This window comes from Blastopirellula sediminis (genome assembly GCF_020966755.1).
Lineage (GTDB): Bacteria > Planctomycetota > Planctomycetia > Pirellulales > Pirellulaceae > Blastopirellula > Blastopirellula sediminis.
In genome coordinates this window covers 3,267,147-3,281,342 of the sequence record NZ_JAJKFT010000010.1, presented here as the reverse complement: position 1 = coordinate 3,281,342, position 14,196 = coordinate 3,267,147, and the positions used below count along the sequence as shown (strand labels likewise).

The window sequence follows — 14,196 nt, the reverse complement described above, 5'->3', positions numbered from 1 at the left end:
TCGCTATCCGTTATAAACCAAAGTTCGGTCAGGTGCGAGAACTTGCCCCGTAATCGAATTATAATAGCCCCGTCCCCTACCCAACGCTCCTTCCTCGGTCCCCGCCCATGTCAAATCGTCTCCTACTTTCCGCACTCGTTTGCGCTCTCGGATTCGTCTCCTTTGCTACGGCCGAACCGCCGCGCGTGCTTGATGAGCGGATGCAGTTGGAGATGATCGCCGAGCATCCCGCGATCGTCACCCCGATCGGCATCGCCTTCGACGCCAAGGGGCGTCTGCTGGTGATCGAATCGCAAACGCATCATCGCAAAGAAGACTACGTCGGACCGGAGAAAGATCGCATACGCGCGTACGTCGATAGCGACGGAGACGGCAAGTTCGACGCGTGGAGCAACTTCTACGAAGGAACCACCTACACGATGAGTCTGGCCGCGGCGCCGGACGGCTCGATCTACGTCGCTACCCGCATGGAAATCTTCCGCCTGCGCGACACCAACAACGACGGCGTCGCCGACGAGAACACGCCGATCGCGCATCTCGAAACGAAAGGGAACTACCCGCACAACGGACTGGCCGGTTTGACGTTCGCCCCCGATGGATCACTGATCTTCGGCATGGGGGAAAACCTGGGAGAACCGTTCGCGCTGGTCGGATCGGACGGGACGCGAATCAGCGGCGGCGGAGAAGGGGGCTGCGTCTATCATTCGGAAGCGGATGGATCGAAGCTGCGGAAGATCGCGACCGGCGTTTGGAATCCGTTCGGCATGTGCTTTGATCCGCAAGAGCGACTCTTCTGCGTCGATAACGATCCCGATGGTCGTCCGCCGTGCCGCTTGCTCGAAATCGTCGACACCGGCGACTATGGCTATCAATTCCGCTACGGCCGCTCCGGCGTTCATCCGCTGCAAGCCTGGGACGCCGAACTTCCCGGCACGTTGCCGATGGCGGCCGGAACCGGCGAAGCTCCGTGCGCCGTGTTGTACGATCATGGCACGCTGCTGGTCACCAGTTGGGGCGATCATCGCATCGAGCGTTATACGCTGGAACATCGCGGCGCTACCGTGCGGGGACGGATGTCGCCGGTGGTCGTCGGCGACGAGAACTTCCGTCCTTCCGGCATGGTCGAAGGACCGGACGGCGCCTATTACTTCGCCGACTGGGTCGATCGCAGCTATCCGGTGCATGGCAAAGGTCGCATCTGGAAACTCTCGTGGAAAAACGGCCCGCCGAAAGACGCGCCGCTACTGCTTTCCGATGCGGAGAAAGAAGCCCGCTCGCTCGCCACCGAGTTTGATCTGCAGGCGCTCGACTCGACCGATCTGTTCCTCCGTCAAGGCGCGATCGCCGGTCTGACCAAACAGCCGCAGCGTTTGCTGGAAACCGATTGGGACGTGTTGCCGACCGGTCAGCAGCGTCTCGGCGTGTTGCAGGCATTGCGCTGGATCGGCGCCTCCGCGGATGAAGCGCATCTGAGCGAAGCGCTCGCCGACTCGGACGAAGCGGTTCGCATCGAAGCGGTTCGCTGGATCGCCGATGAACAGCTGAAGCAGTACGAAGGAGAACTGCAAAAGCAACTTGCTTCCGGGACGCTTTCGGCTCGTTCGTTCCCCGTTTACCTGGCGGCGATCGCCTGGTTGCAAAGCGGCAAGGTCGGGGGCAACAGCGAATGGCTCAGCCAAAAACTGCTCAGCGATACCGCCACGTCGCCAACCGCTTCGGCCGCCACACGGGCCATGGCGATCACGCTTCTTCCGCCTGGTCACCCCAGTCTGACGACCGACAAGCTGACGGAGTGGGCCCATAGCGATAACGCAGCGCTGCAGTCGGCCGCCGTTCGCACGCTTGCCCTGCGGCAGACGCCGGAGGCCGCCGAACAACTCGCCAAGATCGCTGTCGAAAGCCAGCTGCCGGTGGAGCTGCGTGCCGACGCAATCAGTGGATTGGCCGATGAAAAGTCGAAGTATGCGTCGCTACTGTCGCAATTGTCGGCCAGCGATGATGCGGCGATCGCTACGGCGGCGAAGCGGGCGTCGCTCGATCCCGCGAAGTTGGAAACGGCGGGGCATCCCGCGTTGACTGATGTCGACGCCTGGTTGGCGAAGTTGCCGACCGAGACCAGTCGCGACGCCGGCTGGCGCGTCTTTACCTCGGGCCGGGCGACTTGCGCCCGTTGTCATACGTTCGCTGGTCGCGGCGCCAAGGTTGGTCCCGATCTGACGCATATTGGGGCTCGTACCGATCGTCGCCGCATCTTGCAGTCGATCTTGCAGCCGAGCCAAGAGATCGGCCCGATGTTCGTCGCCGAGATGTTGCTGCTGGACGACGGTCGCGTGTTGAGCGGCTTCCCACTGCATCGTCTGGTTGAGGACAAGCGTGAGTTGTTCGTCGACGCCAACGGCAAGACCTTTGAAGTCGATCCCGATGAGATCGTCGAGCGTCGCGCCGCGGAGAAGTCGATCATGCCGGAAGGGCTGCCGGGCCAATTGACGCTGGCGGAAATGGCCGACCTACTGGCGCTGCTATCAGGCGATCAGTAGGCGTTCTTTTTCAGCAGCACGACTGAAACGGTCTGCAGCAAGATGCGGATGTCGTTCCAGATGCTCCACGTACGAATGTACTCGTGGTCGCATTCGATGCGACGTTCCATCTTCTCCAGCGTATCGGTCTCGCCGCGCCAGCCGCGCACTTGCGCCAGCCCGGTAATCCCCGGCTTGATCTTGTGACGCAGCATGTAGCCTTGGATCACCTTGCGATATTCTTCGTTGTGGGCGGTCGCGTGCGGACGCGGGCCGACCAGCGACATATCGCCGTACAGCACGTTGAACAGCTGCGGCAGTTCGTCGAGCGAAGTCCGGCGGAGGAAGCCGCCGATCGAAGTGAGTCGTTTGTCGTTTTGGGTCGCCTGGGTGATCTTCGGACCATCTTCGCAGACGGTCATCGTGCGGAACTTCCAGACGTAAAACTCCCGTCCATCCAAGCCGTATCGGCGCTGACGGAAGAAGATCGGGCCCGCCGACGTCAACTTGATGGCCAGCGCGATCGCCAACATCGGCAATGCACAGAACAACAAGATCAGCGAGCCGAAGACGATGTCGGTGGTTCGCTTCATCAGCCCATCAACGCCATAGAGCGGGTTTTCAAAGACGCTGACGACCGGCAATCCGCGAACGTCGGTCCAGCGCGAGTGAAGCAACTCGAAGACGAAGAAGTCAGGCACGATATAAACCGAAGCGGTCGAGTCGCTCAATTGCGCCAGGACTTTTCGAATCCGTTCTTCGGCTCGCATCGGGAAGGTGATGTAAATCTGTTCGACTTCGCCGCGTCGCGCTCGTTCGACCAAATTGGCGATGTCGCCGACCTGCGAGCCCAGCGAAGCGGGAATCTCCGGCAAGCGGCTTTGCGGACGATCGTCGAAGAACCCGACGAATTTCAAACCGAGATCAGGCGTATCGCGGATGTTCGCGGCAAGTTGCATCCCCAGCGGATTCACGCCGACGATGGCGAAGCCACGAAAGTTGAGCCCGCGGGCTCGCAACGTTTCGAGGACCAAACGAATCGCAACTCGCATCAGCACCATCAGCCCCGGCGTAAACCACAACCAGTACCACGCCGTCAGCAGCGAGTGCGATTGAGCGTGACCGGTGAGGATGCCGACGAGAATCAAACCGATCAGGCTCGCTCCCCAAGTCGCCATGCCGCAACCAACTTCGCGCTGCGTCGAGACGCCGCGCCAGTTGCGATAGACGCCGGTAATCTCGGCGACGACGTAGAAGAGGGCAATCGCAGCGGCGACTGCGAATTGGTGAGACGAATTGAACGGGACGTGCGACCAATCGACGGCGAGCCACAATCCAAGCAGGATTGCGACCCCATCCACGACGCGATAACAGGCGTCGAGGAACGTTGATTGCTGTCGAATTGCCGAAATGTTGGGAGTCATTGCTGCGCTAACTATCGAACTGCGCTGGAGATGTGACCCAAAAACATACGTCAAAACGACCCGCTCGCCGGGCTGGCGGTCAGAAGTTTCTGCGCATCACCGCAGCGCGTTTGCTGAGATGCCGATTGCGCCGATTGTGCAGGCTGGAGGAGCGTCCCACGGATTATCCAATGGGTCCCCGGAGCGGGCGAAATTGTCGCTTGACAAAGCGCACGGACTTGCGGTCCATTTCAGGTCGCGGGGAGTTTGTCCCCAGGCGTTGGCGCCATGCTCTGATCGCATCTGCGCGAGAAGAGCATCTCTTCAATGCGGTTCACCCAACTTCACGTTCTTTGGCAATTCGAGAGCAGAAACGCGCGCAGAAAAAAAATCGCGCTGCGGTCCACTGTTCATTTGCAAGCTAACGGATTAATGACGCTTCGGTCCGGCGAAAAAAAAGCGCGCAGCGGTCCGCTGTTGGTTTGAGGGCGAAGTAAATGTCGCCGCTTCGATCCGCCCCCCCAAAAAAATGTGCGCCGCGGTCCAGTCCAACGCATCGCTCAAGTCCCATGGGAATGGTCCTGTTCGTGGGGCAAAGACATGCTCTTCTCCCGCAGTCGAGAGAAGAGCATGGCGCCCACAAAAAAAACGCGTGCAGCGGTCCACTGTTCATTCGGGGGCAAAGTAAATGTCGCCGTTTCAATCCGCCCGAAAAAAACGCGCGCCGCGGTCCAGTCCCAATTTCGTCATTCAGATTTCGACATTCGTTATTTCCGCTGATCGGGCTCCGGCCAGACCAGTTCCTCGGTCCCGGCGACCTTGGCCTGAGCGTCGTTGGTCGCCTGCATTTGCGCGAACAGAATTGCATCAATTTGCTGGCTGACGAACTTTCCGGCGCCGCTGGCGAACATCAGATTGACGCCTCCGGGATGGTAGCTCGAAAGTCGGGCGAACCTGGCCGTACCGTCTCCCTTGCCGATTTGCTGGTTGATTCCCACGATCTCGTCGGGGCGATTGCTCCAGACGAAAGCGATCTCGGCCTCTTTGGGCGACGTCCAAGCTCCGGCATCGACGTTCTCGCCCAGCAGCAGGCTCGTCTCCAAGCCGTCCATTTCCGAAACCTGAAGCAACGTGAATTGCTCGAAGGCGACCTTCTTGGTCTGGTTCAATCGGTTCTGAAAGATGCCGTTGGCCGCCCAGTCGGCCGGAATCGCGTCGGACGGCTCGACGTCGGGCATCCCGCCGTTGACCACGTAGGAGTTGAACCCGCCCCATTGCTCCGGATCTTCTGGCGCGTCATCGGGACAGATCGCTTCGTAAATCGTGAAATCAGGCCGCTTTCCGGCGAGTTCACCTTGGGCGGAATAGGCCTGAAACTCTTCCAGATAGGGGGGAACCGGCGGTTCGAGCGACTCGGGATAGAGCTGGCTCTGCAAATAGGGGAGGATGGGGAACAGCCAGCCGGTCGTGGCCGTTCCTTCGCCGTCTTGCAGATTGGCGTAGCCGGGCAGCTCGCGACGATCTTCCTCAAAGACGATCAGGGCTTCGGAGAGGAGTTTCTGGTGGTAGAGACAGGCGTTACGCCGCGCATTCTCGCGGCTCCGCAGAATCAGCGGAGCGAGCATCAGGAAGACGAGCCCGATCAGGCCCCCGACGATGATTACTTCTCGCAGGCCAATGCCGCGCCGGTTATGATGAAATTTCACGTAAGTCCTTGTGATTTCGGCAGCTTGCGTCAACCAATCGCTTGACGAACGAGCGGTTTGTTGCTGCAATAGATGTGTATAAGATAAACTTTTCCGAGAAGCGTCGCAAAGTCGCCGCGGCCAGCTGGCGACTCCCCGTCTCATCCCGATAGGACGCTCCGATTCGCGGTCGATTGCCCGATCAACTCCCGACGGTTTCGCCCGCCCAGGATACAGATACGTCATGACTCAGATTTACGCCCAGCCTCGGGTTCGCCGAGGACTCACGCTCGTCGAAATGTTGGTGGCGACGACGTTGACGCTCATCCTGTTCTTCTCGGTCGCGCAGATCTTCGCGTTCCTCGGCGACACGATGCATGACGCCCGCTCGACGATTGAACTCTCGGGCAACCTGCGCGCTCTGACGACGACGATGCAGACCGACCTTGATTGCCATACCGCACCGGGCTTGCCGCTAGTCGCCGTCGGCGCTAACAAGGGCTACTTCACCGTGATTGAAGGTCCCGATCGCGATTGGGATTTCGCAACGGCGACAAGCATGGCCGGCGACGCGGACGACATCATCGCGTTTACCGCCTATAGCAAAGAACAGCCGTTTGTCGGTTTGATCGTCGGCGACCTCGTAAAAATTGACACCAACAACGACGGCGCCGGCGACACGCTCTGCATCAACGGCTCAAGCAACATCACTCCAATTACCTCGCACTACGCCGAAATCATTTATTGGACCGAGTTCACTCCGTTTGACGATACCGACGGCAATGGCGTTCGCGGCCCACATGAAACGGTTACGCTCTTTCGCCGCGTGTTGTTGATCCGCCCCGACATCGACTTTGTGCATGTAAGTGGAAGCTGGAACGCGGGTACAGGCTGGACTTGGAACACGACGCGATCGATCTCACAATTAGAGGCGTTCAACAACTTCGACCTTGCGCTACGAGCTTACAGCAAGGGGACTGGCGCCAATTGGCAATGGCGAACCAATTCGCTGGAAGACCTGCAATCGCGCACCAATCGACACGGCTCGTCGATGTCTCGGACTAGTCAGGCTACGGCGAACAATGGCCCCGCCGCATTGTTCGACGAGCCGACGGGAACGCCGCATTCGGCCCCTGGCACGCTGATCGGACGAACATTATCCGATTTTCCCTACCCGCTTCGTCCTCGTTACCTCCGATCGTTCGAGAAGATGAACGAAGTCGCCATCGAAACGGGAAGCAACATTACCGGCATCCGTGATCGGACCGGCGAAGACGTCGTCATGTCGAAAGTGCTCGCCTTCGACGTGAAGGTGTTTGACCCGCTCGCGCCGATTCTGGTCCACGCGGCGAGCAGCGATATCGCGACGATTCCCGGCGACTACGGCTTTAAAGATTTGGACGCCACGGTCGACGTCACAAATCCCAAGGCGATTTCCGCGGGAACTGGCGCCTACGTCGATCTGAATTGGTTCAACTTCACGGACGATCCGAATCGAGCGCCTCCGTCAAGACCGCTCCTCTATACGGGCGGCCACTTTTACGGGGGCCCATCCGCCCAATCGCAACTCGGCGGCCAGACGATACCGATTTACCAGTATGGCCGTTCTCCAAGCGTGGCCAACGCTCGCAGCCTGGCGATCTACGACACCTGGCCGCTCCTCTACGAGCAAGATGGGGTCGACCAGGACAATGACAGTTTGGTTGACGAAGGAAATAACGGCATTGATGATCCGTATGTTGCCGGTAACTCAGCGACAATTCTCAACGGCGTCGATGATCCGCTGGAAAGAGAAACGGCTCCGCCGTATGACCATCCGCTCCGCGGCATTCAGATTACCATCCGTGCAATCGAGGATGGCTCGCGATTGATTCGACAAGAAACGGTCGTCGCCAATATGACCCCATCATCGTGAGCAACGCCCCGCATTCGATTCGCCTGAATGGTCCCTGGCAAGCTTATCTCGCACCAGGGGCCGATCCAACCCGTTTGCACTTGCCGCGCGACTGGTCCTCCATCCCACTGGAAACGTGCGATACCGGTTTGAAGCTGACGCGTTTCTTCAACGCGCCGACCGGACTCGCTGCTGACGACGAGGTGGTGCTGGTTCTCGACGCGATCCCGATCTCCGGCAGAGTAACCCTCAACGGTCAGATGCTGGGCGTTTCTCCTGGCAGCGAGCGATTCGACATCACCACGCAACTCGCCCCGCGTAATGAGCTTGAAATTGCGGGGCTGTTGCTAGAGGCAGGCGATCAAGTCGGCGAAGTGCGGCTGGAAATCTTCGCCCGCTAGAAGCGTCTTCGCTACGAAGAGCTCGTCGATTCTTCTTCCGTCGTCGGGGCCGCTTCGGCCGGATGCGTCTCTTCGGTCGCCGGTTTGACCGGATCGACCAGCGAAATGAGGGACTGGCCCGGCTTGGGAGTGGAAGTCGATTCGGCGGTACGAACGTCGAGCTTCTTTCCTTCGTCAATGACGAACAAGACGAGGGCCGAATCGCCGTATCGCTTCAAGAAGTCGGCGTAGGTGAACTCAGCCGTGAGCGAAGTCTTCTTGATCTGCGCTCCGGCGGCGAATCGCCGTGCGACCACGTAGAAGTCGACCCCTTCAGAGAAGAGAACGCGTCCGCGCAAGTGTTCCGAGACTGACGCCCGCCGTCCTGAACCGGAGTCCCACGCCGCCAACTGGTAAACCTCTTTGCGGCCGAACAGATGGATGAACTCTTGGCAGGCCAGCGCGTTGACTTCGTCGTTCGCGGTGAGCGCCATCAAACGGCCGATGCCGCCGATATTGATCTCTTCGGTCACGTAGTCCGACAAGATGCTCGCACAGTGGGCCGGTAAGCCTGCCATCTTTGCGGCGGATATGTTGCGGTAGTTGGTATCGACCAGCAACACCTGGAATCCGGCGTCGTGGATCACTTTTCCCAGTTCGCGCACCCAGCGATCGGCGCCGGCGATCAGCAAGCCCTGCGGGTTCGGCGACGCTAGTCCCAACATGCGTGCAACCGGCGCAGCGGTCAGTCCATAGAACGTGACAGTACCGACAATCACCAGCAGCGTCAGCGGAGCGAGCAATTCGGCCTGAGCGATCGTCGCGGGGTCAGCGCCGCGATGGGTGAACTCTTCGACGATTTCAAACGCGAACACCGAGGAAACCGCCGCAGCGACAATCCCGCGCGGCGCCATGAAGCAGAGGAAGACCTTCTGCTGCCAGTTCAGCCCGCTGCCGAGCGTCGAAACGAAAACCGACGCCGGCCGTACGATTACGATCAACAACACCAGGAACAATAACCCCTGCCAGCCGACCTTGGCGATCTCGGCCGGCGAAGTACGAGCCGCCAGCACGATGAACAAGCAGGAAATCAACAGCACCCGGAGGTTCTCTTTGAACTCGAAGATATGCCGAACGGGGATCCGCTTTTGATTGGCGAGCAGAATCCCGAGCACGGTGACTGTCAACAGTCCCGACTCCGGCTGAACCGCGTTCGAGACGGCGAAGACGACCAAAATCGCCGCCAGGATCGAAGCGTTGTGCAAAAAGTCGGGAATCCAGAATCGCCGCAGCAGGAAAATCAGCGTCACGGCCGAAGCGGCGCCTAGCACCAAGCCGACCACCAAAGTCTTGACGATCGCCAACAGCGCGACGGCGAACGCCACTTTCAAACCGGTTGCGACGACCGCTTCGTACACGAGAACCGCCAGCACGGCGCCGATCGGATCGATCACGATCCCTTCCCACTTGGCGATCGCACCAACTTTACGGGAAGGGCGAATGTAATTGAGAAGCGGCGCGATAACGGTCGGCCCGGTCACGACCAAGATGGCCCCGATCAGGGCGGCCAACTCGATTGGAAAGCCCATCACGAAATAGGCGAAGACGCCGGCGATGCCCCAGCAAACGGCGGCGCCGATCGTCACCAAGCGCAGCACGACGCCCCCCGCTTCGCGCAGTTCCGAGAACTTGAGACTCATCCCCCCTTCGAACAGAATCACGGCGACCGAAAGGGCGACGATTGGAAAGAGGAGATCCTTGCCGATGATTTCATCGGGATCACCCGCGAGTTGGGCGAAAAAGCCAAACGCCAACAACAGCAAAATCGATGGGAGATGCAAGCGCCAGGCCAGCCACTGGGCGGCGATGCCTAGTCCCAACACCCCGGCGAAATAGAGCGGATAGTATTCTGGCGTTAACGGCGGCAAGTCACAGCTTTCGCTAGAAGACACGTTGTCAAATCATGATGTGCGCTCGGATCGTAAGAGTCTAGCTCGCTATGACTCGACGGCGCGGAAAGTTTGATGTAATTTGAACCAGCGTCGAGAGTTAAGAAAACCCCTCACACGTCTGATTCGAGACGTTCATTCCCCGCCTTTCCTATTCAGGTCGCCGTAATGCAAAACCCGCGAATTATTCTGGCGTTATTGTTTGCGCTAATCGTCGCTCCCCTGACAGCAGCTAACGCTGAGCAAGCTCCCAATACGCTTTCGGAGGCCGAAATTGCGGATGGTTGGTTGTTGTTATTCGATGGGGAAACGACTTTTGGCTGGAAAGCGGAAGGAAATATCGACTGGACAGTTGATAAGGGAGTAATCCGGGCGACCAAAGGAGACGTCGGCCTGCTACGTACCACCACGCAATTCGCCAACTACGAACTGCACGTCGAGTTTCGCGCCCCGGCGGAAACCAACAGCGGCATCTTTTTGCGAACCTCCCCAAAACCGGAAAGCCCGACCTACGGCTGCTACGAACTGAATATCGCGCCGGAAAGCAACTCATTTCCGACCGGCAGCCTGGTCGGCCGCATGAAGGTGACGCCCGGTTGCTCGCCCAACGAGTGGCATGCGTTCGACGTCACCGCCGATCAAGGGACGATCGTCGTGAAACTCGACGGGACGGAAGTGCTGAAGTACGAAGATCCGCAGTACGTCGGTCTCGGCTTCATCGGGCTGCAGCACAACCAGGGAGAGGTCGAGTTTCGCAACGTGAAACTGAAGCCGCTTCACATGGAGTCGATCTTCAACGGCAAGGATCTGGCCGGCTGGAAGTCGTACCCCGAAATGGAAAGCAAGTTCACCGTTACGGAGGCCGGAGAGATTCACGCCGAAAACGGACCTGGTCAGCTTGAAACCGAGAACTCGTACGGCGACTTCGTCTTGCGGCTGGAGGCGATCACGCACGCCAAGAACCTGAATAGCGGCGTCTTCTTCCGCTGCATCCCCGGCGACAAGATGATGGGCTACGAAAGCCAGATCCACAACGGCTACGAAGCTGAAGACCGCACGCTGCCGATCGATCACGGCACCGGCGCCATCTTCCGCCGCGTCAAAGCCCGCCGCGTCGTCAGCGACGATGAGAAGTGGTTCACCAAGACGCTGATCGCCCAAGGGCCGCACATCAGCGTCTGGGTCAACGGCTATCAGGTGACCGACTGGACCGATCAGCGTAAGCCTGACGAAAACCCGCGCCGCGGTCTGCGGACGGCGCCCGGAACGATCATGCTGCAAGGGCACGATCCGACGACCAACTTGTCGTTCAAGAATCTGCAGATCACCGAGTTGCCCAAGCGCTGGCCCGCCGATCGCAAAGCGAAAACAGCGGACCAGTAGGCAAGTCGATCTAGTCGACCAACTCCAGGACAACCTCATTCGGGCCGCTCGGCGTCACTTCCGCCGTCAGGCCCGATTTGTCGGCGTTGGCGTATTTGGCCGGCAACACGTTTTTCGGCCCCGGCGTCGGCCGCGCGTGTTCATCGGGAGGCGTATACTCCTCCTCTTCGTTCTCTTTGGTGGACGCTTCCGGCGTTTTCGCATCGTACTTCACGACGGTGATCTGGTACGTGCCGGGAACGACGCCGGCAAATTCGCGCGTCGTCATTTGAAACGCTCCTTCCGCGTCCGATCGTCCAACCGCGCCGTGAGACGCGTCGCCGTCGTTCGGTTTGAACTGCACGATTGCGGCGGGGACCGGCTGGCCGCGATAGGTGATCTTGCCGGTAACGGGAACTGTTCCGGGACCGTTTGCCCCTAAATCACAGCCGAAAAACGCCGGACAACAAACCAAGAGAAGCCCGATGGTGCGCACCAGCGCCGGGCGAATTTTGGGGATGTACATAAGGCAGGAACTTGCAGGGGTGGTGAAGTATTCGACGTACGAAGGTGCGGCGAGAATCTAGCGATCGTCGCCGCTACAACTTCCAAAGCAGGGGAGGGAAGCGGACTAGAAGCTTCCGACCGGTTCGCCGCCAGCCTTCGATCCCAAAGCGCCCCAAACGCCGTACATGCTCGCTCCGCTAGAGGGCTGCGCGACGCCGAGATTGCCGGTGTCGATCGTCTCGGCGATAAAGTGGATCGATCCGTCGGCGAACAGGCCATTCACGCCGCCGGGATGTTCGCTGGTCGGCGGAATGCAGACGTCGTTGCGATCGCCGTTTGGCCCTGAGTCATCGGTGCAAGCGGGACCGTTTGGCGGCAAGATCGTGGTAATGCCGACGTACATTGGTTGTGCGTCAGTCCAGGCGACGCCCCAACGACCTTGGATATTGGTTCCGGCGACAATGTACTTGCCGCTGACCGCAGTGTAACAAACGTTCGGCGCCGCTTTCGTGCCGGCGATGCCGACGGCGACCGCTAGTTTGTACTGAATTTCGTTGGCGGTGGTGGTGTGGCCGGCCGAAGGACGCGGCGTCGCCCCTTCGCAGAGACGCTCGCTCATCATCAACGTATTGCTCGAACCGTCGATGATGTCGGCGAAACGCGTCGTTCGCACGCGGCCGAAGATCCCGCGCGGATTCATGTCGTTCGTGGCGCCGTCCATCCGGTCCCCGATCACAAAGCCATAGCTGTTGTAGGGGCCGCTGTTATCCGGCACGCCCGGATCGGACGGGCAGACGAGCATGTCGGGAGCGTTCTTCCAACCAGCCCAGCTCGCTTGCCAACCGGACGGTCCTTCGGGATTACGATGATCGCCGGTGTTCGGCAAGTTCGTTCCGCCCGACTTCACCTGCTCCCACAACGCGTTTTGTTCCAGGAACGGCAACAACGAAACGAAGCCGCTGCGTCGCCCGAAGTTCGAAAGGTTGTAATCGGTCGTGCCGGAGGGGCTTTCGGTGCCCCCTTTTCGATAGACGAACGAACGATAGGTGTCGTGGTAGTTGTGCAGCGCCAGCCCCAACTGCTTCAGGTTGTTGGTGCACTGCATGCGGCGCGCCGCTTCGCGAGCTTGCTGAACGGCCGGCAACAACAGGGCGATCAACACGCCGATAATTGCGATGACGACCAATAACTCGACCAGCGTAAATCCGCGTGGCTTGGACATGACTCGGGGCCTCTTAATTGCATGATCTGAAAGGGGAATTATTGGGATGGTACCTTCTTACCCCTTCTGCGGCGGGACGAAAACAGTAAAAAACGAAGTTTCGCCTTGTTTTCTTGCGATTTAGCCATTTTCTACCCCGCTGCGTGACGCTTACGCAACTTTGTTGCCCATTACAGCCGAGGTCGCCTCCTTCCAGTCAAAGGGATTGGTCGAAAAATCGGGCTGCGCGGCAGCGCATCCCCCGGCCTGCGACCTATGTTTTTTAGGTCCTTCGAACTTCTGCGCAGGCGTCTGCATACCGACGCCGCTCCCCCTTTGCTCCCAAAAGGCTTTCGCCATGTCGTACGGCAACCTGATCGATTGGAATAAGAACCTGCATCAGATGGAAACCGAAGTCGTCACCACGACGCACCGTCTGGTGGAGACCGGCCTGTTTGACGATGAGCACCTGGTTCGGATTCTCGATACCCATCCCCGCGACGCGCTGAACGTCAACACGATGGGGACCGACGAGACCGATCGACGGGACTGGAAAGAAGGGGACGCGTCGAAGCTCAACGGCGAGCAGCTATTGCAAGCGACCAAAGAAGGCCGCTTGTGGCTGAACATTCGCAACATGCTGACGCATCATCGCGAATACGCCGACCTGATCAATTCGATCTACGACGAGCTCGAAACCAAAGTGACCGGATTCCACGCTCTGGAACGTTCAGCCAACCTTTTGGTTTCGTCGCCGACCGCGATCGTCTACTATCACTTGGACATTCCGATCAACATGCTGTGGCACCTCCGCGGCAAGAAGCGGGCCTACGTCTATCCGCCGAACGACGAACGCTTCGTCACCCAATCGACGATCGAAGACGTCATCTGCGGCGAGAGCTACGAAGAGCTCCACTTCGATCCGAAGTTCGACGAGAGCGCCTTCGTCGCGGAACTGGAGCCGGGACAGATGGTGACCTGGCCGCAGAACACGCCCCATCGCGTGACCAACGTCGAAGGGCTGAACGTTTCGCTGACGACCGAACACAAGACCCCCAAAGCGATCCGCCGGATCAAACTGTTCCGCGCGAACCGCTTCTTCCGCCATCAGTGCGGTTACCAGAATCTGTCGACCACGACCGAAGGGGTCGGCTACGGCATGAAGATGGCCGCGTTCACCTTCGTGAAAGCGTATCGCAAACTGTTCAAGAAGCAGTCGGGCAACTACGCCTATCCGGTCACGTTTGAACTCGATCCGATGAATCCGACCAAAGTTCGCGAGATGTCGGCCAAGTAGTC

Annotated in this window: 10 protein-coding genes; 5 read left to right on the top strand and 5 right to left on the bottom strand. The window is 59.3% G+C overall.

Features of this window, described 5'->3' with window-relative positions; translation table 11 throughout:
• Positions 1-107 precede the first annotated feature (107 nt).
• On the top strand, positions 108-2,537 hold the full coding sequence (locus LOC68_RS24995) for a PVC-type heme-binding CxxCH protein (RefSeq protein WP_230224058.1): 2,430 nt from the start codon (positions 108-110) through the stop codon (positions 2,535-2,537).
• Here the strand turns inward: LOC68_RS24995 and LOC68_RS24990 are convergent.
• Together LOC68_RS24990 and LOC68_RS24985 are read right to left on the bottom strand one after the other, a co-directional pair.
• The gene (locus LOC68_RS24990; protein ID WP_230224050.1) at positions 2,531-3,940 is read right to left on the bottom strand and encodes an undecaprenyl-phosphate glucose phosphotransferase; all 1,410 of its coding nucleotides are present in this window, start codon (positions 3,938-3,940) and stop codon (positions 2,531-2,533) included. The genes LOC68_RS24995 and LOC68_RS24990 overlap by 7 nt on opposite strands.
• 746 nt (positions 3,941-4,686) lie before the next feature.
• Positions 4,687-5,625, bottom strand: coding sequence for a DUF1559 family PulG-like putative transporter (locus LOC68_RS24985; RefSeq protein WP_230224048.1), 939 nt, complete (start codon positions 5,623-5,625; stop codon positions 4,687-4,689).
• A gap of 223 nt (positions 5,626-5,848) precedes the next feature.
• On the opposite strand from LOC68_RS24985, the gene LOC68_RS24980 reads away from it, so the two are divergent.
• Together LOC68_RS24980 and LOC68_RS24975 are read left to right on the top strand one after the other, a co-directional pair.
• A complete protein-coding gene (locus tag LOC68_RS24980; RefSeq protein ID WP_230224046.1) occupies positions 5,849-7,519 on the top strand; it encodes a PilW family protein in 1,671 nt (556 codons plus the stop codon).
• Positions 7,516-7,899 (top strand): hypothetical protein, encoded by a 384-nt coding sequence (locus LOC68_RS24975; RefSeq protein ID WP_230224038.1) that lies wholly within the window; start codon positions 7,516-7,518, stop codon positions 7,897-7,899. Before LOC68_RS24980 ends, LOC68_RS24975 begins: the two co-directional genes overlap by 4 nt.
• 11 nt (positions 7,900-7,910) lie before the next feature.
• Here the strand turns inward: LOC68_RS24975 and LOC68_RS24970 are convergent, their stop codons facing one another.
• Complete coding sequence (locus LOC68_RS24970; protein WP_230224036.1) at positions 7,911-9,830, bottom strand: cation:proton antiporter; 1,920 nt, start codon at positions 9,828-9,830, stop codon at positions 7,911-7,913.
• A gap of 165 nt (positions 9,831-9,995) precedes the next feature.
• On the opposite strand from LOC68_RS24970, the gene LOC68_RS24965 reads away from it, so the two are divergent.
• Positions 9,996-11,210: a 3-keto-disaccharide hydrolase gene (locus LOC68_RS24965; RefSeq protein ID WP_230224033.1), complete on the top strand. Its 1,215-nt coding sequence runs from the start codon at positions 9,996-9,998 to the stop codon at positions 11,208-11,210.
• A gap of 10 nt (positions 11,211-11,220) precedes the next feature.
• On the opposite strand, the gene LOC68_RS24960 is transcribed toward LOC68_RS24965, so the two are convergent.
• Positions 11,221-11,715: a carboxypeptidase-like regulatory domain-containing protein gene (locus LOC68_RS24960; protein ID WP_230224031.1), complete on the bottom strand. Its 495-nt coding sequence runs from the start codon at positions 11,713-11,715 to the stop codon at positions 11,221-11,223.
• A gap of 105 nt (positions 11,716-11,820) precedes the next feature.
• Positions 11,821-12,918, bottom strand: a complete 1,098-nt coding sequence (locus LOC68_RS24955; RefSeq protein WP_261360170.1) for a DUF1559 domain-containing protein — start codon at positions 12,916-12,918, stop codon at positions 11,821-11,823.
• 337 nt (positions 12,919-13,255) lie between these two features.
• Between LOC68_RS24955 and LOC68_RS24945 the strand changes: the two genes are divergently transcribed.
• Positions 13,256-14,194, top strand: coding sequence for a cupin-like domain-containing protein (locus LOC68_RS24945; protein ID WP_230224029.1), 939 nt, complete (start codon positions 13,256-13,258; stop codon positions 14,192-14,194).
• Positions 14,195-14,196: the final 2 nt, after the last annotated feature.